Genomic DNA, 20,081 nt, shown 5'->3' on the forward strand with positions numbered 1-20,081 from the left:
CATGCCGGCGACGTCCGCTTCCGGTAGCCGATCAGACTTCGAGGGTGGCCAGGTCGCCCTTGAGCTCGAGCCAGGTTTTGCGATCGCCCGCACGTTTTTTCGCCAGCAGCATGTCCATCAGCGAGCGCGTCTCGCCGTCGTCGTCGACGGTGAGCTGCACCAGGCGGCGGGTGTCGGGGTGGATCGTGGATTCGCGCAGCTGCTGCGGGTTCATTTCGCCCAGGCCCTTGAAGCGGGTGACGTGCACCGCGCCCTTGAGCTTTTCGCGTTCGATGCGCTCCAGCAGCAGGCGCTTTTCTTCTTCGTCCAGCGCGTAGAAGACCTGCTTGCCCACGTCGACGCGGAACAGCGGCGGCATCGCGACGAACACATGCCCGGCACCGACCAGCGACGGGAAGTGCTTGAGGAACAACGCGGTCAGCAGCGTGGCGATGTGCAGGCCGTCGGAGTCGGCGTCGGCCAGGATGATGACCTTGCCGTAACGCAGGCCGGTGATGTCGTCCTTGCCCGGGTCGCAGCCGATGGCGACCGCGAGGTCGTGGACTTCGGTGGAGGCCAGCACGCTGCCGGAGGCGACTTCCCAGGTGTTGAGGATCTTGCCGCGCAGCGGAAGGATCGCCTGGAAGTCCTTGTCGCGGGCCTGGCGCGCGCTGCCGCCCGCCGAATCGCCTTCGACGAGGAACAGTTCGGTGCGCGAGAGATCCTGCGAAATGCAGTCGGCGAGCTTGCCGGGCAGGGCGGGGCCCTGCGTGACCTTCTTGCGGACGATCTGCTTTTCGGTCTTCAGGCGCGCGCTGGCGCGTTCGATCGCCAGTTGCGCGATGCGCGTGCCCATCTCGGTGTGCTGGTTCAGCCAGAGCGAGAAGGCATCGTGCGCGGCGCCTTCGACGAAACCGGCGGCCTGGCGCGAGGACAGGCGTTCCTTGGTCTGCCCGCTGAACTGCGGATCGGTCATCTTCACCGACAGCACGAAGGCCACGCGGTCCCACACGTCTTCCGGCGCGAGCTTCACGCCGCGCGGCAGCAGGTTGCGGAAATCGCAGAACTCGCGGAGCGCATCGGTGAAGCCGGTGCGCAGGCCATTCACGTGCGTGCCGTGCTGCGCGGTGGGGATCAGGTTGACGTAGCTTTCCTGCACGAGCTCGCCTTCGGGCAGCCATGCGACGGCCCAGTCGACGACCTCGGTGTCTTTCTTCAGCGAGCCGACGAACAACTCCGGCGGCAGGATCTCGCGCTGGCCTTCGGCGTTGAGTTCACCACGCAGGTAATCGCGCAGCCCGTCTTCGTACAGCCACTGCACGCGTTCGCCCGAGGCTTCGTCGAACAGGCTGACGGACAGGCCCGGGCACAACACGGCCTTGGCGCGCAACAGGTGCTTGAGCGAGCGCAGGTTGAATTTGTTGGTGTCGAAGTACTTCGCGTCGGGCCAGAAGCGCAGGCGCGTGCCCGTGTTCTTCTTGCCCACCGAGCCGACCACTTCCAGCTTCGAGGTGCGGTCGCCGTCGGCGAAGGTCATCCGGTATTCGTTGCCGTCGCGCTTGATGAAGACTTCGACCTTCTTCGACAGCGCGTTGACCACGCTCACGCCCACGCCGTGCAGGCCGCCGGAGAAGGTGTAGTTCTTGTTGCTGAACTTGCCGCCTGCGTGGAGGCGCGTGAGGATCAGTTCGACGCCGGGGATCTTCTCCTCGGGGTGGATGTCCACCGGCATGCCGCGGCCGTTGTCGGCCACCTCGGCGCTGCCGTCGGCGAACAGGACGACCTCGATCGCGTCGGCGTGGCCGGCCAGCGCTTCGTCTACGGCGTTGTCGACCACTTCCTGGGCGAGGTGGTTCGGGCGCGCCGTGTCGGTGTACATGCCGGGGCGGCGTTTGACCGGATCGAGCCCGGACAGGACTTCGATGTCGGCGGCGTTGTAGCGGGAATTCATCGCGTGCGGGGTCTGCGGGGGACGATCGACCAGCAGGATAGCGTGAACGGCCCACGGCACGCCGGGGTCGCGGCTGGGGCCCGCTACCGGTAGACTACGGCTTTCCGGAAGCCCCCTTTTCCATGACGCCTCCAGTTTCCAGGACGCCGCTCGTATTCGTTACCGGCGGCGTGGTGTCCTCGCTCGGCAAGGGCATCGCCGCGGCCTCGCTGGCCGCCATCCTCGAAGCGCGCGGTCTGCGCGTGACGATGATGAAGCTCGACCCCTACATCAACGTCGATCCGGGCACGATGAGCCCGTTCCAGCACGGCGAGGTGTACGTCACCGACGACGGCGCCGAAACCGACCTCGACCTGGGCCACTACGAGCGCTTCATCCGCGTGCGCCTGTCGCGCCGACACTCGGTGACCACCGGCCGCATCTACGAGAATGTGATCCGCAAGGAGCGCCGCGGCGACTACCTGGGTGGCACCGTGCAGGTCATCCCGCACATCACCGACGAGATCAAGCGGTGCATCGACGATGCCACCGCCGGTTTCGACGTGGGCCTGGTGGAAATCGGCGGCACGGTGGGCGACATCGAGTCGCTGCCCTTCCTCGAAGCGATCCGCCAGATCCGCACCGAACGCGGGCCCGAAGCCGCGCAGTTCATGCACCTCACCCTGGTGCCCTACATCGCCGCGGCCGGCGAGCTGAAGACCAAGCCGACGCAGCACTCGGTGAAGGAACTGCGCTCCATCGGTATCCAGCCCGACATCCTGCTGTGCCGCAGCGAGCAGCCGCTGCCCGACGGCGAGCGCCGCAAGATCGCGCTGTTCACCAACGTGCCGGAGAAGGCGGTCATCTCGGCCGTCGACCTGGACAACATCTACAAGATCCCGATGTGGCTGCATTCCCAGGGCCTGGACAAGATCGTCGTCGAACGCCTGGGCCTGTCGGCCAAGGCGAAGGCCGAAGCCGACCTTTCCGAATGGGAAGCCGTCGTCGATGCCGCCGAGCATCCGGTCGATGACGTCACCATCGCGGTGGTCGGCAAGTACGTCGATCACCAGGACGCGTACAAGTCGCTCGCCGAGGCGCTCAAGCACGGCGGCCTGCGCCAGCGCACGCGCGTGCGCCTGAAGTGGATGGAATCCTCCGAGATCGAGAAGGACGGCGCCAAGGCGCTGGAAGGCGTCGATGGCATCCTCGTGCCCGGCGGTTTCGGCGATCGCGGCTTCGAGGGCAAGGTGATGACCGCGCGTTACGCGCGCGAACACCAGGTCCCGTATTTCGGCATCTGCTACGGCATGCAGGCGGCGGTGGTCGATTACGCGCGCCACGTGCTCAACCTGTCCGACGCCAATTCCACCGAGAACGACAAGCGCAGCGAACATCCGGTGATCGGCCTGATCACCGAATGGCGCACGGCGACGGGCGATGTCGAACGCCGCAGCGAAGAAAGCGACCTGGGCGGCACGATGCGCCTGGGCCTGCAGGACCAGCGCGTCAAACCCGGCACGCTCGCGCACAAGCTCTACGGCAAGGACGTCGTCGGCGAACGCCATCGCCATCGCTACGAGTTCAACAACCGCTATCGCACGCAGCTCGAAGACGCCGGCCTGGTCATCAGCGCGAAGTCGATGGACGACCTGCTCGTGGAGATGGTCGAACTCCCGCAGTCCACGCATCCGTGGTTCCTCGCGTGCCAGGCGCACCCGGAATTCCTGTCCACGCCGCGCGATGGCCATCCGCTGTTCGTCGGTTTCGTGCGCGCCGCGCGCGAACACAAGGCCGGCGGCCGCCTGCTGAAGGAGGCGAGCGCATGAAGCTCGCCCATTTCGAGGTCGGTCTCGACAAGCCGTTCTTCCTCATCGCCGGTCCCTGCGTCATCGAGTCCATGCAGTTGCAGCTCGATACCGCGGGCACGCTGAAGGAAATCACCAGCGAACTCGGCATTCCCTTCATCTTCAAGTCCAGCTTCGACAAGGCCAATCGCACTTCGGGCACGAGTTTCCGCGGCCCGGGCCTGGAAGAAGGCCTGAAAGTGCTGGCCGAAGTGAAGCGCCAGCTCGGCCTGCCCGTGCTCACCGACGTCCACGAATACACGCCGATGAATGAAGTGGCGAGCGTGGTCGACGTGCTGCAGACGCCGGCCTTCCTGTGCCGCCAGACCGATTTCATCCGCAACGTGGCCAGCGCCGGCAAGCCGGTGAACATCAAGAAGGGCCAGTTCCTGTCGCCGTGGGAAATGAAGCACGTGGCGAACAAGGCGAAGGAAACCGGCAACGAGCAGATCATGGTCTGCGAGCGCGGCGCCAGCTTCGGCTACAACAACCTGGTCAGCGACATGCGTTCGCTGTCGGTGATGCGCGACACCCATTGTCCGGTGGTGTTCGACGCCACCCATTCGGTGCAGTTGCCCGGCGGCGCGGACGGCAAGAGCGGCGGCCAGCGCGAATTCGTGCCGGTGCTCGCGCGCGCGGCGATGGCCGTGGGCATCGCCGGCATTTTCATGGAAACGCACCCCGATCCGGACAAGGCGCTCAGCGACGGCCCCAACGCGTGGCCGCTGCCGAAGATGCGCGCGCTGCTCGAGACGCTGCTCGAGATCGACCGGATCACGAAGAAAAACGGATTCCTGGAAAACCAACTGACCTGATGCCTACCATCTCGAAGATCCACGCGCGCGAAATCCTCGACAGCCGCGGCAATCCCACCCTCGAAGCGGAAGTCACGCTCGCCGACGGCAGCTTCGGCCGCGCGATGGTGCCCTCGGGCGCCTCGACCGGCACCAAGGAAGCGGTCGAACTGCGCGACGGCGACAAGACGCGTTACCTCGGCAAGGGCGTGAAGACCGCGGTGGCCAACGTCAACACGGCGATCGCCAACGCGCTGCACGGCTTCGACGGCGACCAGGCCGCGCTCGACCACCGCCTGATCGACCTCGACGGCACCGAGAACAAGGGCCGCCTGGGTGCGAATGCGCTCCTCGGCGTGTCGATGGCGAACGCGCATGCGGTCGCCGCCTCGCACAAGATGCCGTTGTGGAAGTGGCTTTCGAACGGCGCGGCCGTCGAACTCCCCGTGCCGATGATGAACATCGTCAACGGTGGCGCGCATGCCGACAACAACGTCGACCTGCAGGAATTCATGGTGTTGCCGGTCGGCTTCGATTCCTTCGCCGAATCGCTGCGCGCCGGCACCGAAATCTTCCACGCGCTCAAGTCGGTGCTGAAGGGCCGCGGCCTGAGCACGGCCGTCGGCGACGAAGGCGGCTTCGCCCCCGATTTGCGTTCGAACGAGGAAGCGCTGGAAACCATCCTCGAAGCGATCGGCAAGGCCGGTTATCGCGCGGGCGAAGACGTGCTGCTCGGACTGGACGTCGCCTCCAGCGAATTCTTCGAGAACGGCAAGTACAACCTCACCGGCGAAGGCAAGCGCCTGACCTCGGAGCAGTTCGTCGATTTCCTCGCCGGCTGGTGCGCCCAGTACCCGATCATCACGATCGAGGACGGCATGGGCGAACACGACTGGGCCGGCTGGAAGCAGCTCACCCAGCGTTTGGGCGAAAAGGTGCAGCTGGTCGGCGACGATCTGTTCGTCACCAATCCCCGCATCTTCAAGGAAGGCATCGAGCAGGGCGTGGCCAACGCGATCCTGATCAAGGTCAACCAGATCGGCACGCTGACCGAAACGCTGGAAGCCATCGCGATGGCCGACAAGGCGCGTTACGCAGCCATCGTTTCGCACCGTTCGGGCGAAACCGAGGACACGACGATCGCCGACATCGCGGTGGCCACCACGGCGACGCAGATCAAGACCGGTTCGCTGTGCCGCTCCGATCGCGTGGCCAAGTACAACCAGCTGCTGCGCATCGAAGAGCAGCTCGGCAGCGCCGCGCGTTACGCGGGCCGCAACGCCTTCGTGTCGCTGAGGCGCTGAGGTCGCGATGCGCGTCGGCGGCACGTCGCGTGTGATCCTGGCGCTCATCGTGCTGCTGTCGGTGTTGCTTGCGTGGCTGCAGTACAAGTTGTGGTTCGGGCAGGGCGGCGCGGGCCAGGTGCAGGCGCTGTCCACGCAGGTCGAACACCAGGCGCGCGACAACACCGGCCTTCGCCAGCGCAATGGCGAGGTCGCGGCGGAGGTCGAAGATCTGAAGTCGGGCGAGGCCGCGGTGGAAGAGCGCGCGCGCAGCGAGCTGGGCATGATCAAGCCGGGCGAAACCTTCTATCGCGTGGTGGAACCGACCGCGGCGTCGAGCGCACCCGCTGCGCCGGCGGTCAGCGATACGCCCGAGCAAGACGAGGGCGGGCAATGATCTGGGCCATCGTGCCCGCCGCCGGGCGCGGCTCGCGTTACGGTGGCGCAGTTCCCAAGCAATACCTCGACATCGCGGGCGTGCCGCTGATCGCCTATTCGATCAGCGCGGTGCTCTCGCATCCGTCGGTCGGCGGTGCGATGGTGGTGTTGTCGGAAGACGATGCATCGTGGCCGGGCTGGACGGAAATCGACGGCAAGCCGGTGCGCACGTGCATCGGTGGCGCGGAGCGCTGCGATTCGGTGCTGGCCGGCCTGGCGGCGTTGCCCGACGACGTGCGTCCCGATGATTTCGTGCTCGTGCACGATGCCGCGCGCCCGCACCTGCGTGCCTCCGATCTCGAACGCTTGCTCGACCTCGGCCGCGGCGATCCGGTCGGCGCGATCCTCGCCGCGCCCGTGCGCGATACGCTCAAGCGCGCAGGCAACGACGGCGGCGTCGATTCGACGGAATCGCGCGAGCACCTGTGGCGCGCATTGACGCCGCAATTGTTCCGCCGCTTGCAACTCACGCGCGCGCTCGAAGCGGCGCGCAATGCCGGCGTGGTGGTCACCGACGAATCGATGGCGATGGAACGCCAGGGCCATCGGCCGCTGCTGGTCGAAGGCAGCGACGACAATTTGAAAGTCACCACGCCGGCGGATTTGCCGCTCGCCGAATTCCTCCTGCGCCTCGCGCGCGAACGTCGCATCCCCGGGGCCTCGTCATGAATGTCCGCATCGGCAGCGGGTTCGACGTCCATGCCTTCGGCCCGGGAGATCATTTGATGCTCGGCGGCGTGCGCGTGCCGCACGATCGCGGCGTGATCGCGCATTCCGACGGCGACGTCGTGCTGCACGCACTGTGCGACGCGATGCTCGGCGCGATGGCGCTGGGCGACATCGGCAAGCATTTCCCGCCGAGCGACGCGCGCTGGAAGGACGCCGACAGCCGCGTGTTCCTCCGCCATTGCAGCGCCTTGCTCGCCGAACATCGCTGGTCGCTCGGCAACGCCGACATCACCGTGATCTGCGAGCGCCCGCGCATCGGCCCGCACGCCGGCGCGATGCGCGGCCTGATCGCCGCCGATCTGGGCGTGGCGGTCGATGCGATTTCGATCAAGGCCACGACCACCGAGACGCTCGGCTTCACCGGCCGCGGGGAAGGCATCGCCGCGCAGGCGGTGTGCCTGCTCGTGCGCGAGTGAGCGTGCATGCCTTCGGCGCGCCCGTGCTGCGGGCGCGGATGCGCGCGACGCCGGAGGATTTCCGCGTCGACGAACTCGATGGCTTCGAAGCGAGCGGGGCGGGCGAACACCTGCTGCTGACGATCCGCAAGCGCGGCATGAATACGGCCTTCGCCGCCAAACGCCTGGCGCAATGGGCGGGCATCGCCGAAATGGGCGTGAGTTACGCCGGGTTGAAGGATCGCCACGCGGTGACGACGCAGCGTTTCAGCGTGCACCTGCCGAAGAAAATCGCGCCGGACCTGGCCGCGCTCGAATCCGACGACATGCAGGTGCTGCATTCGACCTGGCATTCGCGCAAGTTGCCGCGCGGCGCGCTGGCGGGGAATCGGTTCGTGCTCACGCTGCGCGACGTGCAGGGCGAACACGCCGCGATCGAAGACCGCTTGGGTGCGATCCAGGCGCGCGGCGTACCGAATTTCTTCGGCGAACAACGCTTCGGCCGCGAAGGCGACAACGTCGCGCAGGCTTTGCAAATGTTCGCTGGCCGTCGCGTGAAGCGCGAACAGCGCACGCTGTTGCTGTCGGCCGCGCGTTCGGCGCTGTTCAATCGCGTGCTCGAACGACGCGTGGACGACGAGCGCTGGGATCGCGCGATCGACGGCGATGTCTGGATGCTCGAGGGTTCGCGCAGTGTGTTCGGGCCCGAGCCGTTCGACGATGCGCTTGCGGCGCGCCTGGCGAGTTTCGACATCCATCCCACCGGCCCGCTGTGGGGTGAAGGCGACTTGCGCACGACGGGTGAGGCGCGCGCGCTGGAAGAAGCGGCGTTGGATGATGCCGAATCACGCGCCGTGCGCGCGGGGCTCGAGGCGGCGCGCCTGAAACAGGAACGTCGCGCGCTGCGCTTGCGGCCGCAGGCGATGGCGTGGGAGTGGCCGGCGCACGATGTGCTGCAACTGACCTTCGAATTGCCGCCGGGCAGTTACGCGACGACGGTGATCGGGCAGATCGGCGAGATCGGCTAACGCTTCGGCGCCAGCAACACCAGCACCGCGCCCGTGCCGCCCTGGTTCGTCGGTGCCGAGGCGAAGGCCAGCACTTCCCCGCGATGCCGCAGCATCCGGTCGACGAGGTTCTTCAGCGGCGGCGTCTTGCTGTCGCTGTTCAGGCCCTTGCCGTGGATGATCTTCACGCAGCCCAGGCCGTGTTGCCGCGCATGCACCAGGAACTCGCGCAGCATCGCTTCGGCGTGCCTGGCATCGGTCCAGTGCAGGTCCAATTCCTCCTGCGCCGCGTATTCCCCGCGCCGCAGGCGTTGCAGGGTGCGCGGCGGCACCGATTCGCGCCGATACGACAAGGCATCGCCCGCTTCCAGCGCATCGGCGGACATCGCGCGGCGGAATTCGCTCAAGGCCTGCGCTTCATCACGCGCGGCCATGCGCGCGGCGGGGCGCGGCCGCGGCCTGGCCGGCGGCGAGGGTTGCGCGGGCAATTCGCGCACCGGGCCGATCGCGTCGCGGAACAGCGCGGCGTCGTCGACCGGTTCCGGCGGCGGCGGGGGATGCGACTTGCTGGCCATGCCGCAAGCCTACTTCAGTCATCGGCTATGATGCGGTGGACGCCGGAAGGACAACTGCTTTGCGCGTATTGGTCAGCAACGACGATGGTGTCGACGCCCCCGGCATCCGGATCCTCGCCCAGGGGCTGCGCGATGCAGGGCATGCCGTCACCGTGGTCGCGCCCGATCGCGACCGCAGCGGCGCCAGCAATTCCCTCACCCTCGACGGCCCCGTGCGCGTGGTCGCGATGGAAGACGGTCGCTTCAAGGTGTACGGCACGCCGACGGACTGCGTGCACGTCGCCATCACCGGCATGCTCGAAGAAGAACCCGACCTGGTCGTCTCCGGCATCAACACCTCGGCGAACATGGGCGACGACGTCATTTATTCGGGCACCGTCGCCGCCGCGATGGAAGGCCGCTTCCTCGGCCTGCCGGCGGTCGCGATGTCGCTCGCATCGTCGGACCACGACGGCCGCCATTACGACACCGCCGCGCGCGCCGCGGTGGAAATCATCGCGCGCCTGAAGGTCGATCCCCTGCCGGCGGACACGATCCTCAACGTGAACGTGCCCGACATCGCGTGGGAAGACGTGCGCGGTTTCGAAGTCACGCGCCTGGGCAACCGCCATCGCGCCGAACCGTGCATCCCGCAAAAGGATCCGCGCGGCCGCACGTGGTGGTGGATCGGCGCGGCCGGGCCCGAACAGGACGCCGGCCCCGGCACCGATTTCCACGCCGTGCGCACCGGGCATATTTCCATCACGCCGATCCACGTCGACCTCACGCGCTACCAGGCGCTCGAACAGGTCGCGAGCTGGGTCGGCGGTTTGGCGGCGGCGTTGCAGGAGGACCGCTCGTGACCGCGCGCATCCGCCTGCAGCCCGAAGCGATCGGCATGGGCATGACTTCGCAGCGCGTGCGCGATCGCCTGATCGAACGCCTGCAGGCCACCGGCATTTCGGACGACCGCGTGCTCAACGCGATCCGCGCGGTGCCGCGTCATCTGTTCGTCGATGAAGCGCTCGCCACGCGCGCCTACGAAGACACCGCGCTGCCGATCGGCCACGGGCAGACGATTTCGCAGCCCTGGGTGGTCGCGAAGATGACCGAAACCTTGCTCGAAGCGGCGCGCCCGGCCGGTTCGCCGCCGATGCGGGTGCTGGAGATCGGCACCGGTTCGGGTTACCAGGCCGCGATCCTCGCCGCGCTGGGCCTGGAAGTCTTCACCGTCGAACGCATCGGCGAATTGCTGCGCACCGCGCGCAAACGCTTCCGTTCGCTCGGCTTCAACATCCGCAGCAAGCACGACGACGGCCGCATCGGCTGGCCGGAACTCGCGCCCTTCGACGCGATCATCGTCACCGCCGCCGCGCCCGCGCTGGTCGATGCGCTGACCGCGCAACTCGCGCCGGGCGGCACGCTCGTGTGCCCCGTCGGCGGCAGCAGCGGACAAACGCTGATCCGCCTGCGCAAGGATGAAAGCGGCACCGTCGACGAAGCGCAGCTCGCGCCCGTCGTGTTCGTGCCCTTGTTGCCAGGGATGGTGGACTGACGCATGAAGTTGTTCGGACCGCTCTACGAACGCACGATCGCGCTCGCGCGCCACAAGCGCGCGACGACCTGGCTGGCCGTGCTCAGCTTCTTCGAAGCGATCATCTTCCCGATCATGCCGGAGGTGATGCTGCTGCCGATGTGCGTGGCGGCGCCGCGGCGCGGGTTCTGGTTCGCCGCCGTGAGCCTGGCCGGGTCGATGGTCGGCGCGGTGATCGGTTATTACCTCGGGCATTACGCCTTCGAAGCGCTCAAGCCGATGTTCGCCGCGCTCGGCATGCTGCACGGCATCGAATCGGGCATCGCGCTGATCCAGGCGAAGATGATCGAGTCGCCATGGGCGGTGTTCTGGATGCTCGTGCTCGCCGGTTTCTCGCCGATCCCGATGAAAGTGTTCACCTGGTCCTCGGGCGTGGTCGGCGTGCCGATGCTGCCGTACCTGGCGAGCATGTTCGTCGGCCGCGGCAAGCGCGTGTTCCTGCTGGCGCTGCTCATCCGCCTGGGCGGCGAGCGCGCCGAACGCATCCTGCACAAATACATCGAGCCCATCGGCTGGGTCGCGCTGGTGTTGCTCGCAGCCCTGGTCGGTTTTGTCGTGTGGAAGGCGCGCGGCGGATGAATCCTTCGATCCTTCGAGTCGGTACCGCGGCCGCCTGCGCATTGGCGCTGGCCGCATGCGGCAGCAGCACCGTGTATCGCACGAACGCACCCTCGTCGCCGCCGCCGCCGCGCGTTTCGACGCCGAAGCCGGGCAAGACGGTCGTCGTGAACAAGGGCGACACGATGTACGGCATCGCGTTCCGCAATGGCATCGACGTGCGCGATCTCGCGGCATGGAACGGCATCGGCGCGCCTTACACGATCTATCCGGGGCAGCATCTGCGCCTGTTCCCGAAGGGTTCGTCTTCGGTCGCCACGACGACGCCCTCGCGCCCGACTACGCCGCAAACCACGTCACCGAAACCCGTCACGCAGCCCGCACCGCGTCCCGTGCCGCCGCCCGCGCCCGTGGCGAGCCCGATCGCATGGACGTGGCCGGCGAACGGCACGATTCTCAACAGCTATGTCGCAGGCGAACCGACCAAGCAGGGCATCGACATCGCCGGCAACGGCGGCGATCCCGTGCGTGCGGCGGGCGATGGCGTGGTCGTGTATTCGGGCGCGGGGTTGGTCGGTTACGGCGAGCTGATCATCGTCAAGCACAACGACGCGTGGCTCTCGGCGTACGGGCACAACCGCAAGCGTTTGGTCAACGAAGGCCAGCTGGTGAAAGCGGGGCAGCAGATCGCGGAAATGGGCCGCACGGGCGCGGCGCGCGAGATGGTGCACTTCGAGATTCGCTACAACGGCAAACCGGTGGATCCGCAGACGTATCTGCCGAAGCGGTAAGGCTCAACGCGGGAACATGAATCCCGCGACCACGCGACGTCCTTCGCCCGCCAATACGCTGTAGGTGCGCGCCACCGCGGCATTGTCCATCACTTCCAGTCCGATGCCCTGCGACAGGCAGGCGTGCATCACCAGCGCCGGGGGAAACACCTGGCGCGGGCCGGTGCCCAGCAAGATCAATTCCGGTTGCAATGCGAACAGCGGTGCGAGGTCGCCCGGTTCCATCGCCTTGGCGTCGGTGACGGGCCAGTCTTCGACCAGCGCCTCGGGGGCGATCACGAAGCTGGCGGTGATTTCGCGTTCGTTGACGAGCGCGTGCCGGCCATCGGCGCCACGCAGGTACCAGGTGTAATCGGGGCGTTCGAGGTTCAGCTGCATGGTGCGCGAACCTGGCGTCAGCCGCGGGGCAGCACGATCTGCCGCTTGTCCTTGCTCGGGCGATACAGGACGGCGGTATGGCCGATGCGCTGCACCAGTGCCGCGCCGGCGCGCTGCGCCAGGTCCTGGATCATCGCGTCGCGGGCTTCGCGGTCTTCGGCCGCCACCTTCACCTTGATCAGCTCGTGCTGCTCCAGGGCGTTGACGACTTCGGTCACCAGGGCGTCGGTGATGCCCTTGCCCCCGACCTGGAGCATGGCATTCAGGTCGTGCGCCTGGCCACGGAGGAAACGGGTCTGCGCGCTGGTCAACTGAACTGCGGACGGCATTGGACAATCGCGGGGGCTGAACGGGGGAGGGGCAGGGTATCATGGCCACCCAGAGGACCCCCCGCGCATGGCAACCCGCAGCAAGTCCAGCCAGCGCTGGTTGAAGGAACATTTTTCCGACCCCTTCGTGAAGAAGGCCCAGGCCGAGGGCCTGCGCTCGCGCGCGGCCTACAAGCTCGAGGAACTGGTCGAACGCGACCGCCTGCTCAAGCCCGGCATGGTGGTGGTGGACCTCGGCGCGGCGCCCGGCGGCTGGTCGCAATGGGTGCGCGCGGAGCTCGACCGGCTGTCGCACAACGGCACCCAGGACCCCGGCCGCGTGATCGCGCTGGACATCCTGGAGATGCCCGGCCTGGCCGGCGTGGAGTTCCTTCATGGCGATTTCAGGGAGGATGCCGTGTTATCGGCACTGGAGCAGGCCCTTGGCGGGAAGCCCGTCGACCTTGTGCTGAGCGACATGGCCCCCAATAAAAGTGGCGTGGATGCGGTGGACCAACCGCGGGGCATGCACCTGGCCGAGCTGGCGATGGAATTCGCCGACGGCCACCTCAAGCCCGGCGGTACGTTCCTGATCAAGCTGTTCCAGGGCGTGGGGTTCGATGAATACGTGCGGCAGCTGCGGCGGCGTTATGCCAAGGTGGCGATCCGCAAGCCGGCGGCCTCGCGGAAGCGGTCGCCGGAGGTTTACGCCCTGGCGCAGGGCAAGCTGGCCGGAACGCCGGCCAACTGAATGATGTGATCGCGACGCCGTCGCGGAGTACAGGATGAACGACTTGGCCAAGAATCTGATGTTGTGGGTGGTCGTCGCCGTCGTGCTGATGGTGGTGTTCCAGAGTTTCAGCCCGAAGATGGGTGGCGGCCAGGACGTCGTCTATTCGCAGTTCCAGGCGGATGTGGTCAACGACAAGATCAAGTCGGTGGACATCGGCGAGGACGAGAAGACGATCGAGTTCGAGCGCAAGGACAGCACGAAGGGCAAGACCGTTGCCCCGCGTCGCGACGAGCGCCTGGTCGACGACCTGATCAACCACAAGGTCGAGATCAAGCAGGCGCCGCCGTCCAGCGGCATCTCGCTGCTCGGCATCCTGATCAACATCGGTCCGTTGCTGCTCTTCATCGGCATCTGGATCTACTTCATGCGCCAGATGCAGCAGGGCGGCGGCAAGGGCGCGATGTCCTTCGGCCGTTCGCGCGCCAAGCTGCTCAACGAAGACCAGACCAAGGCCACCTTCGCGGACGTCGCCGGTTGCGACGAGGCGAAGGAGGAAGTCGCCGAGCTCGTCGAGTTCCTGCGCGACCCCGGCAAGTTCCAGAAACTCGGCGGCAAGATCCCGCGCGGCGTGCTGATGGTCGGTCCCCCGGGCACCGGCAAGACGCTGCTCGCCAAGGCGATCGCCGGCGAAGCCAAGGTGCCGTTCTTCTCGATCTCCGGTTCGGATTTCGTCGAGATGTTCGTCGGCGTCGGCGCCAGCCGCGTGCGCGACATGTTCGAGCAGGCCAAGAAGCACGCCCCGTGCATCATCTTCATCGACGAAATCGACGCGGTCGGCCGCCATCGCGGCGCGGGCCTCGGCGGTGGGCACGATGAGCGCGAGCAGACCCTCAACCAGTTGCTGGTCGAGATGGACGGCTTCGAAGGCGGCGAAGGCGTGATCGTCATCGCCGCGACCAACCGCCCCGACGTGCTCGATCCGGCGCTGCTGCGCCCGGGCCGTTTCGACCGCCAGGTCACCGTCGGCCTGCCCGACGTGAAGGGCCGCGAACAGATCCTGCGCGTGCACATGCGCCGCGTGCCGCTGGCCGACGACGTCGAAGCGATGACCATCGCGCGCGGCACGCCGGGCTTCAGCGGCGCCGACCTCGCCAACCTCGTGAACGAGGCGGCGCTGTTTGCCGCGCGCGAGAACGCGAAGGACGTGCGCATGGAGCACTTCGACCGCGCCCGCGACAAGATCCTGATGGGTACCGAGCGCCGTTCGATGGCGATGAGCGAGCAGGAAAAGACGCTCACCGCCTACCACGAAGCCGGCCACGCCATCGTCGGGCGGCTGATGCCCGAGCACGATCCGGTCTACAAGGTCACGATCATTCCGCGCGGCCGCGCGCTGGGCGTGACGATGTACCTGCCCGAAGGCGACAAGTATTCGTACAACCGCACCGCCATCGAATCGATGCTGTGCTCGCTGTACGGCGGCCGCGTCGCCGAAGAGCTGATCTTCGGCAACGACAAGGTCACCACCGGCGCGTCCAACGACATCGAACGCGCGACCAAGATGGCGCGCAACATGGCCACCAAGTGGGGCCTGTCCGACGAGTTGGGCCCGATCGCCTACGGCGAGGAAGAAGACGAAGTGTTCCTGGGCCGCTCGGTCACGCAGCACAAGAACGTTTCGGACGACACCGCCCGCAAGATCGACGAGGTCGTGCACAAGATCCTGGACAAGGCCTACGCCCGCACCAAGCAGCTTCTCACCGAGAACCTCGACAAGCTGCACGTGATGGCCAAGACGCTGCTGGAATACGAAACCATCGACGTGCCGCAGATCGACGCGATCATGGAAGGCCGCGAGCCGCCGCCGCCGATGGGTTGGACGCGCAACAACAAGGGCGAGGCGCGCCCGCTGCCGCCGATCGGCGGTCCTGCGGCGCAGACCTGAACCCGGCGCGGCCGCACCGGTACGGCAAACACGTTGAACGAAAGACAGGGCTCCCGCGGGGGCCCTTGTCGTTTCCGCGGAGTTCGCATGCCCGACATCGCCGCCCGCCTGCGCACCACCATCTCGGAGTTCCGGCGCCGCCGCGTGTTCCGCGTGGCCGGGGTGTACCTGATCGTCGGCTGGGTGCTGGTGCAGGTCGCCGATGCGACCTTCGAACCGCTGGGTTTCCCGGCGTGGGCCTCGCGCCTGCTGATCGTGCTGCTCGCGCTGGGCTTCGTCCTGGCCTGCGCGCTCGCATGGATCTACGACATCCAGCCGCACGGCATCGAACGCACGCCCGCCTTGCCCGATGCGAACGCGCTCGAGGGTGAAGTGCCGGCGCGCCGCGCGAGCGACCAGCCCACGCAGGCCGCCGCGCTTCCATTGCCGGAAGCCTCCGTCGCGATCCTGCCGTTCTCCGACATGTCCGAAGCGGGCGACCAGGATTATTTCTGCGATGGCCTGGCCGAAGAGATCCTCAACGCACTGGCGAAGGTGCGCGGCCTGCATGTCGCTTCGCGCACGGCCTCGTTCCGTTTCCGCGACGGCACCGCGACACCGGCCGACATCGGCCGCGAACTGCACGTGGCGGCAATCATGGAAGGCAGCGTGCGCAAGGCCGGCGACCGCGTGCGCGTCACCGCGCAACTGGTCAATGCATCGAACGGCTATCACCTGTGGTCGGAGAACTTCGACCGCAACCTCGCCGACATCTTCGCGATCCAGGAAGAGATCGCGCGCAACGTCGTCAACGCGGTGCGGCCCACGCTGCAGGCGCCGGTCGCCTTCGACCTGCAGAAGCGCGCGCCGCGCGACATGCGCGCCTACGAGTTCTACCTGCGCGGTCGGCAGCACAGCGCGCGCATGACCGACGTCGGGATGAAGCAGGCGCCCTCGATGTTCCGCCGCGCGATCGAACTGGATCCCGAATACGGGCAGGCCTATGCGGGTCTGTCCGATTCCCTGTGCGAGCTGATGCTCTGGCGCATGGTGAATCCGGAGAGCGGTGCGCTCGACGAAGCCCGGGAAGCGGCGCATCGCGCGCTGCAACTGGACCCCGACCTCGCCGAAGCGCATGTCGCCAAGGGCCACTCGCTCATGATCGCCGGCGACCACGATGGCGCGACCGAAGCCTTCGAACACGCGCTCAAGCTCGACCCGGAGCTCTACGTCGCGTATTACTTCTATGCGCGCCATTGCTATACGCAAGGCAACTATCCGCGCGCCGTGGACCTGTTCGTCGCCGCGCACCGCGTGCAACCCGACGAATTCCAGGCCCTCGCGCTCGCCGTCAACGCCGCCGATGCCGCGGGCGACCAGGAGCGCAAGCAGAAACTCGCCATCGAAGGCCTGGCCTGCGCGAGCCACCAGGCGCAGATCGATCCGGAGAACGCGCGCGCGCATTACATGACCGCCGGCCTGATGCAGCACCTGCGCGTGGGCGACAACGGGCACGCGGAGATGGCCTACGCGCTGCGCATCCGCCCGAACGATTTCGACGTGCTCTACAACGGCGCGTGTTTCTTCGCCCTCGACGGCGACGCGGAGGAGTCGATCAACCTGCTGGAGCGCGCCGTGCTGCACGGCGAAGGCAACCTGGAATGGATCGAACACGACTCCGACCTGTGGCCGCTGCGTCCGCATCCGCGGTTCCAGGCGATCGTGGCGCAGTTGCGCGCGAAGGGCTGAGCGCTTACAACCCCTTCCATGTTCGACACCACCCCGCAACTGGATTGCAACGGACGCATCGTGCGGCTCGACCGCACCCGCGTCATGGGCATCGTCAACGTGACGCCGGATTCGTTTTCGGACGGTGGCGAGCATGCGACCACGCAAGCCGCGATCGCACATGGCGTGCGCCTGGCGGAGGAGGGCGCCGACATCCTCGACGTCGGCGGCGAATCCACGCGGCCGGGCGCCGACGAAGTGCCGCTCGAGGAAGAACTGCGCCGCGTGATCCCGGTGATCGAAGGGCTGGTGCGCGCGACGTCGATTCCGATCAGCGTCGATACCTCCAAGCCCGAGGTGATGCGCGCCGCGGTCGCCGCCGGCGCGGGGATGATCAACGATGTGTACGCGTTGCGTCGCGACGGTGCGCTCGATGCGGCTGCATCGCTCGGCGTGCCCGTCGTGTTGATGCACATGCTTGGGCAGCCGCGATCGATGCAGGAATCGCCGCGGTACGACGACGTGGTGGCCGACGTGCATCGCTTCCTCGCCGAACGGATCTTCGCGGCGGAGATGGCGGGCATCGCGAAGGCGCGCATCGTGGTCGATCCGGGCTTCGGGTTCGGCAAGAACCGCGAGCACAACCTGGCCCTGCTCGCGCGGCTGGACACGATCGCCGAGCTCGGCGTGCCGGTCCTCGCGGGCCTGTCGCGCAAGAAGACCATCGGCGATCTGACCGGTCGTGCGGATCCGCACGATCGCGTCGCAGGCTCGGTTGCCGCGCATCTGGTGGCCGCGCAGCGGGGTGCGCGCCTGGTGCGCGTGCACGACGTGGCGCAGACGGTGGATGCATTGCAGGTCTGGGCGGCCGTCGCGGCGCAGCCGGCGGTACGGGCGCGGGAAGCGAAGCCCGCGATTCGCTGGCCCGACGACGATTGACCCAAATCGCGCTGTAACCGCTTCCGACCCTTGCGTGCGCAGGCGTACGCGGCCTAGTCTCGGGCATCACCCGGTGGGGGGTCGCATGTCCATGGTCGAGGGATGACATCCGCGCACGAGCCGACGGCTTCGGTCGACGCCGCGCTGGCGCACGCCTCGCGCCTGTTGTCGACCGATCCTGCGCTCGCCGGCCGCCAGGCCGAGGAAATCCTGCGCGTCGTCGATGGCCATCCGGTCGCCTTGCTGCTGCTCGGGGCATCGCACAGTGCCTGCGGCGATGCGCAGGCCGCCACGCGCATCCTCGAACCGCTGGCGCGCGAACAACCCGGCTCGCCGGCGGTGCAGCTCGAACTGGGCATCGCGCTCGGTCGCGGCGGCCGCGGCGACGAGGCGGTCGCGGCGCTGCGTCGCGCGGTCGCACTGAAACCGGAGTTGCCGCGCGCCTGGCTCGCACTCGGCGACCACCTGTCCGCGGTCGGCGACCTGTCGGGCGCGCAGGCGGCCTATGCCACGCACCTGGTGCATTCGGTGCGCGAGCCGCGGTTGCTGCAGGCCGCCGCCGATCTGCAGGCGAATCGCATTCCCGAAGCCGAAGCCCAACTGCGCGACCACCTGCGCAGCGCGCCGACCGACGCGCCCGCGCTCCGCATGCTCGCCGAAACGCAGGCGCGCATGGGCCGCATCGACGAAGCCGAGTCCTTGCTCGCGCGCTGCCTGGAGCTGGTGCCGGGCTTCGACGCCGCGCGCCACCACTACGCGATGGTGCTCCATCGTGCCAACAAGCCCGTCGAAGCACTGGCCGAAGTCGATGCGCTGCTCGCCAAGGATCCCGCCAACGCCGGTTATCGCAACCTGCGCGCCGTGGTCCTGTGCCGCACCGGCGACTACGAGGCCGCCATTCCGGTCTACGAAGCGCTCGTGCGCGAATATCCGCACCAGGCGCGCCTGTGGCTCAGTTTCGGCCATGCGCTGAAAACCGCGGGACATTCGACGCGTGCAATCGCCGCCTATCGCGAAGCCGCGCGCCTCGAACCGCGCTTCGGCGATGCGTGGTGGAGCCTGGCCAACCTCAAGACCTTCCGCTTCACCCCCGAAGATCTCGCGACGATCCGCGCGCAACTGGCGCGCAGCGAACTCACGCCCGACGATCGCCTGCACCTGGATTTCGCGCTCGGCAAGGCGCTGGAAGACGCGGGCGAATACGCCGCCTCCTTCGAACACTATCGGCGCGGCAACACGCAACGCGTGGCGATGATCCCGTGGATCGCGCAGGACAACACCGCGCGCGTGCGCAAGGCGATCGCAACCTACACGCCGGCATTTCTCGGCGAACGTGCCGGCAGCGGCAGCGATGCGCGCGATCCGATCTTCATCGTCGGCATGCCGCGCGCCGGGTCCACGCTGGTCGAACAGATCCTCTCCAGCCATCCCGATGTCGAAGGGACGATGGAGTTGCCCGACCTGTTGTCGATGACGAAAGAGTTGCGCCGACGCGGCGAAGCGATGGGCGCGCGGCATTACCACGACGTGCTGCCGACGCTGGAGATCGCCGAATTCCGCGCCATCGGCGAGGAATACCTCGATCGCACGCGCATCCATCGCAGGGCGGGCGCGCCGCTGTTCATCGACAAGATGCCGAACAACTTCCAGCACGTCGGCCTGATCCACCTGGCCTTGCCGAACGCGCGGATCATCGACGCGCGCCGGCATCCGCTGGCGTGCGGGTTCTCGCTGTTCAAACAACAATTCGCACGCGGCCAGGACTTCAGCTTCCGGCTCGAAGACATCGGCCTGTATTACCGCGATTACGTCGCGCTGATGGCCCATTTCGACGCGGTGCTGCCCGGCCGCGTGCATCGCGTGCATTACGAAACCATGGTCGAGGACACCGAGCATCAAGTGCGTCGCCTGCTCGATTACTGCGGCCTGCCGTTCGACCCCGCGTGCCTGCGCTTCTTCGAAAACGACCGCCCGGTGCGGACGGCGAGTTCGGAGCAGGTGCGCCAACCGATCTATCGCGAAGGCCTGGACCAGTGGCGCCATTACGCGCCGTGGTTGGCCCCGTTGGAGGAAGCCTTGGGACCGGTGCTGGCGGCGTATCCATCGGTGCCGCCGCACCTGCTCGACTGATTGCGTTCACACCAAAGGGAGGGAAGGGGAAATGGGAATTTC

General features: G+C 67.3%; 20 protein-coding genes. 16 read left to right on the forward strand and 4 right to left on the reverse strand.

The window, feature by feature from the left end:
* Positions 1 to 31: 31 nt before the first annotated feature.
* Positions 32 to 1,930, reverse strand: a complete 1,899-nt coding sequence (parE, locus tag AC1DOM_RS14165) for a DNA topoisomerase IV subunit B (protein WP_498964381.1) — start codon at positions 1,928 to 1,930, stop codon at positions 32 to 34.
* A gap of 122 nt (positions 1,931 to 2,052) precedes the next feature.
* Between parE and pyrG the strand changes: the two genes are divergently transcribed.
* From pyrG to truD, 7 genes are read left to right on the forward strand one after another with little or no spacing between them, the layout of a single operon-like run.
* Positions 2,053 to 3,738, forward strand: coding sequence for a CTP synthase (gene pyrG / locus AC1DOM_RS14170; protein WP_498964383.1), 1,686 nt, complete (start codon positions 2,053 to 2,055; stop codon positions 3,736 to 3,738).
* Positions 3,735 to 4,571: a 3-deoxy-8-phosphooctulonate synthase gene (gene kdsA / locus AC1DOM_RS14175; protein ID WP_498964385.1), complete on the forward strand. Its 837-nt coding sequence runs from the start codon at positions 3,735 to 3,737 to the stop codon at positions 4,569 to 4,571. Before pyrG ends, kdsA begins: the two co-directional genes overlap by 4 nt.
* The gene (gene eno, locus AC1DOM_RS14180; protein WP_498964387.1) at positions 4,571 to 5,854 is read left to right on the forward strand and encodes a phosphopyruvate hydratase; all 1,284 of its coding nucleotides are present in this window, start codon (positions 4,571 to 4,573) and stop codon (positions 5,852 to 5,854) included. Before kdsA ends, eno begins: the two co-directional genes overlap by 1 nt.
* Positions 5,855 to 5,861: 7 nt before the next feature.
* Positions 5,862 to 6,230 carry a cell division protein FtsB gene (gene ftsB / locus AC1DOM_RS14185; protein ID WP_498964389.1) on the forward strand — a complete coding sequence of 123 codons (369 nt, stop codon included), beginning with the start codon at positions 5,862 to 5,864 and terminating at the stop codon, positions 6,228 to 6,230.
* The gene (gene ispD, locus AC1DOM_RS14190; protein ID WP_498964391.1) at positions 6,227 to 6,940 is read left to right on the forward strand and encodes a 2-C-methyl-D-erythritol 4-phosphate cytidylyltransferase; all 714 of its coding nucleotides are present in this window, start codon (positions 6,227 to 6,229) and stop codon (positions 6,938 to 6,940) included. Before ftsB ends, ispD begins: the two co-directional genes overlap by 4 nt.
* Complete coding sequence (gene ispF / locus AC1DOM_RS14195; protein ID WP_498964393.1) at positions 6,937 to 7,416, forward strand: 2-C-methyl-D-erythritol 2,4-cyclodiphosphate synthase; 480 nt, start codon at positions 6,937 to 6,939, stop codon at positions 7,414 to 7,416. The genes ispD and ispF overlap by 4 nt, the downstream gene beginning before the upstream one ends.
* The gene (gene truD / locus AC1DOM_RS14200; RefSeq protein ID WP_498964395.1) at positions 7,413 to 8,423 is read left to right on the forward strand and encodes a tRNA pseudouridine(13) synthase TruD; all 1,011 of its coding nucleotides are present in this window, start codon (positions 7,413 to 7,415) and stop codon (positions 8,421 to 8,423) included. The genes ispF and truD overlap by 4 nt, the downstream gene beginning before the upstream one ends.
* Here the strand turns inward: truD and AC1DOM_RS14205 are convergent.
* Complete coding sequence (locus tag AC1DOM_RS14205) at positions 8,420 to 8,977, reverse strand: Smr/MutS family protein (RefSeq protein WP_498964397.1); 558 nt, start codon at positions 8,975 to 8,977, stop codon at positions 8,420 to 8,422. The genes truD and AC1DOM_RS14205 overlap by 4 nt on opposite strands.
* Positions 8,978 to 9,036: 59 nt before the next feature.
* On the opposite strand from AC1DOM_RS14205, the gene surE reads away from it, so the two are divergent.
* Genes surE through AC1DOM_RS14225 form a run of 4 tightly spaced genes read left to right on the forward strand, consistent with a single transcriptional unit; the run spans position 9,037 to position 11,899 of the window.
* Positions 9,037 to 9,819, forward strand: a complete 783-nt coding sequence (surE, locus tag AC1DOM_RS14210; RefSeq protein WP_498964399.1) for a 5'/3'-nucleotidase SurE — start codon at positions 9,037 to 9,039, stop codon at positions 9,817 to 9,819.
* Positions 9,816 to 10,511 (forward strand): protein-L-isoaspartate(D-aspartate) O-methyltransferase, encoded by a 696-nt coding sequence (locus AC1DOM_RS14215; protein ID WP_498964401.1) that lies wholly within the window; start codon positions 9,816 to 9,818, stop codon positions 10,509 to 10,511. Before surE ends, AC1DOM_RS14215 begins: the two co-directional genes overlap by 4 nt.
* A 3-nt stretch (positions 10,512 to 10,514) precedes the next feature.
* Positions 10,515 to 11,129 (forward strand): YqaA family protein, encoded by a 615-nt coding sequence (locus AC1DOM_RS14220; protein ID WP_498964403.1) that lies wholly within the window; start codon positions 10,515 to 10,517, stop codon positions 11,127 to 11,129.
* A complete protein-coding gene (locus AC1DOM_RS14225) occupies positions 11,126 to 11,899 on the forward strand; it encodes a peptidoglycan DD-metalloendopeptidase family protein (protein WP_498964405.1) in 774 nt (257 codons plus the stop codon). Before AC1DOM_RS14220 ends, AC1DOM_RS14225 begins: the two co-directional genes overlap by 4 nt.
* A 3-nt stretch (positions 11,900 to 11,902) precedes the next feature.
* On the opposite strand, the gene AC1DOM_RS14230 is transcribed toward AC1DOM_RS14225, so the two are convergent.
* Positions 11,903 to 12,277 (reverse strand): Mth938-like domain-containing protein, encoded by a 375-nt coding sequence (locus AC1DOM_RS14230; protein ID WP_498964407.1) that lies wholly within the window; start codon positions 12,275 to 12,277, stop codon positions 11,903 to 11,905.
* A gap of 17 nt (positions 12,278 to 12,294) precedes the next feature.
* A complete protein-coding gene (gene yhbY / locus AC1DOM_RS14235; RefSeq protein ID WP_498964409.1) occupies positions 12,295 to 12,606 on the reverse strand; it encodes a ribosome assembly RNA-binding protein YhbY in 312 nt (103 codons plus the stop codon).
* A 67-nt stretch (positions 12,607 to 12,673) separates the two neighbouring features.
* Here yhbY and rlmE point away from each other — a divergent pair, with 67 nt between their 5' ends.
* The 5 genes from rlmE to AC1DOM_RS14260 all read left to right on the forward strand — a co-directional run bounded on the left by rlmE (position 12,674) and on the right by AC1DOM_RS14260 (position 20,039).
* A complete protein-coding gene (gene rlmE, locus AC1DOM_RS14240; protein WP_498964411.1) occupies positions 12,674 to 13,336 on the forward strand; it encodes a 23S rRNA (uridine(2552)-2'-O)-methyltransferase RlmE in 663 nt (220 codons plus the stop codon).
* A gap of 34 nt (positions 13,337 to 13,370) precedes the next feature.
* Entirely contained in the window at positions 13,371 to 15,263 is a 1,893-nt protein-coding gene (ftsH, locus tag AC1DOM_RS14245; RefSeq protein ID WP_498964413.1) for an ATP-dependent zinc metalloprotease FtsH, read from the forward strand.
* An 87-nt stretch (positions 15,264 to 15,350) separates the two neighbouring features.
* Entirely contained in the window at positions 15,351 to 16,991 is a 1,641-nt protein-coding gene (locus AC1DOM_RS14250; protein ID WP_498964415.1) for a TPR end-of-group domain-containing protein, read from the forward strand.
* Positions 16,992 to 17,009: 18 nt separating this feature from the next.
* The gene (gene folP, locus AC1DOM_RS14255) at positions 17,010 to 17,909 is read left to right on the forward strand and encodes a dihydropteroate synthase (RefSeq protein WP_498964417.1); all 900 of its coding nucleotides are present in this window, start codon (positions 17,010 to 17,012) and stop codon (positions 17,907 to 17,909) included.
* A gap of 102 nt (positions 17,910 to 18,011) precedes the next feature.
* Positions 18,012 to 20,039, forward strand: coding sequence for a tetratricopeptide repeat-containing sulfotransferase family protein (locus AC1DOM_RS14260; protein ID WP_498964419.1), 2,028 nt, complete (start codon positions 18,012 to 18,014; stop codon positions 20,037 to 20,039).
* The last annotated feature ends 42 nt before the right edge of the window (positions 20,040 to 20,081 follow it).

Source organism: Lysobacter sp. P5_B12 (assembly GCF_056400425.1).

Coding starts and splice junctions, on each gene's coding strand:
- ispD (WP_498964391.1), top strand. CDS start 6,227: ATGATCTGGGCCATCGTGCCCGCCGCCGGGCGCGGCTCGCGTTACGGT.
- AC1DOM_RS14205 (WP_498964397.1), bottom strand. CDS start 8,977: ATGGCCAGCAAGTCGCATCCCCCGCCGCCGCCGGAACCGGTCGACGAC.
- folP (WP_498964417.1), top strand. CDS start 17,010: ATGTTCGACACCACCCCGCAACTGGATTGCAACGGACGCATCGTGCGG.
- AC1DOM_RS14225 (WP_498964405.1), top strand. CDS start 11,126: ATGAATCCTTCGATCCTTCGAGTCGGTACCGCGGCCGCCTGCGCATTG.
- ftsH (WP_498964413.1), top strand. CDS start 13,371: ATGAACGACTTGGCCAAGAATCTGATGTTGTGGGTGGTCGTCGCCGTC.
- parE (WP_498964381.1), bottom strand. CDS start 1,930: ATGAATTCCCGCTACAACGCCGCCGACATCGAAGTCCTGTCCGGGCTC.
- rlmE (WP_498964411.1), top strand. CDS start 12,674: ATGGCAACCCGCAGCAAGTCCAGCCAGCGCTGGTTGAAGGAACATTTT.
- ispF (WP_498964393.1), top strand. CDS start 6,937: ATGAATGTCCGCATCGGCAGCGGGTTCGACGTCCATGCCTTCGGCCCG.
- ftsB (WP_498964389.1), top strand. CDS start 5,862: ATGCGCGTCGGCGGCACGTCGCGTGTGATCCTGGCGCTCATCGTGCTG.
- yhbY (WP_498964409.1), bottom strand. CDS start 12,606: ATGCCGTCCGCAGTTCAGTTGACCAGCGCGCAGACCCGTTTCCTCCGT.
- kdsA (WP_498964385.1), top strand. CDS start 3,735: ATGAAGCTCGCCCATTTCGAGGTCGGTCTCGACAAGCCGTTCTTCCTC.
- eno (WP_498964387.1), top strand. CDS start 4,571: ATGCCTACCATCTCGAAGATCCACGCGCGCGAAATCCTCGACAGCCGC.
- AC1DOM_RS14220 (WP_498964403.1), top strand. CDS start 10,515: ATGAAGTTGTTCGGACCGCTCTACGAACGCACGATCGCGCTCGCGCGC.
- AC1DOM_RS14260 (WP_498964419.1), top strand. CDS start 18,012: ATGACATCCGCGCACGAGCCGACGGCTTCGGTCGACGCCGCGCTGGCG.
- AC1DOM_RS14250 (WP_498964415.1), top strand. CDS start 15,351: ATGCCCGACATCGCCGCCCGCCTGCGCACCACCATCTCGGAGTTCCGG.
- pyrG (WP_498964383.1), top strand. CDS start 2,053: ATGACGCCTCCAGTTTCCAGGACGCCGCTCGTATTCGTTACCGGCGGC.
- AC1DOM_RS14230 (WP_498964407.1), bottom strand. CDS start 12,277: ATGCAGCTGAACCTCGAACGCCCCGATTACACCTGGTACCTGCGTGGC.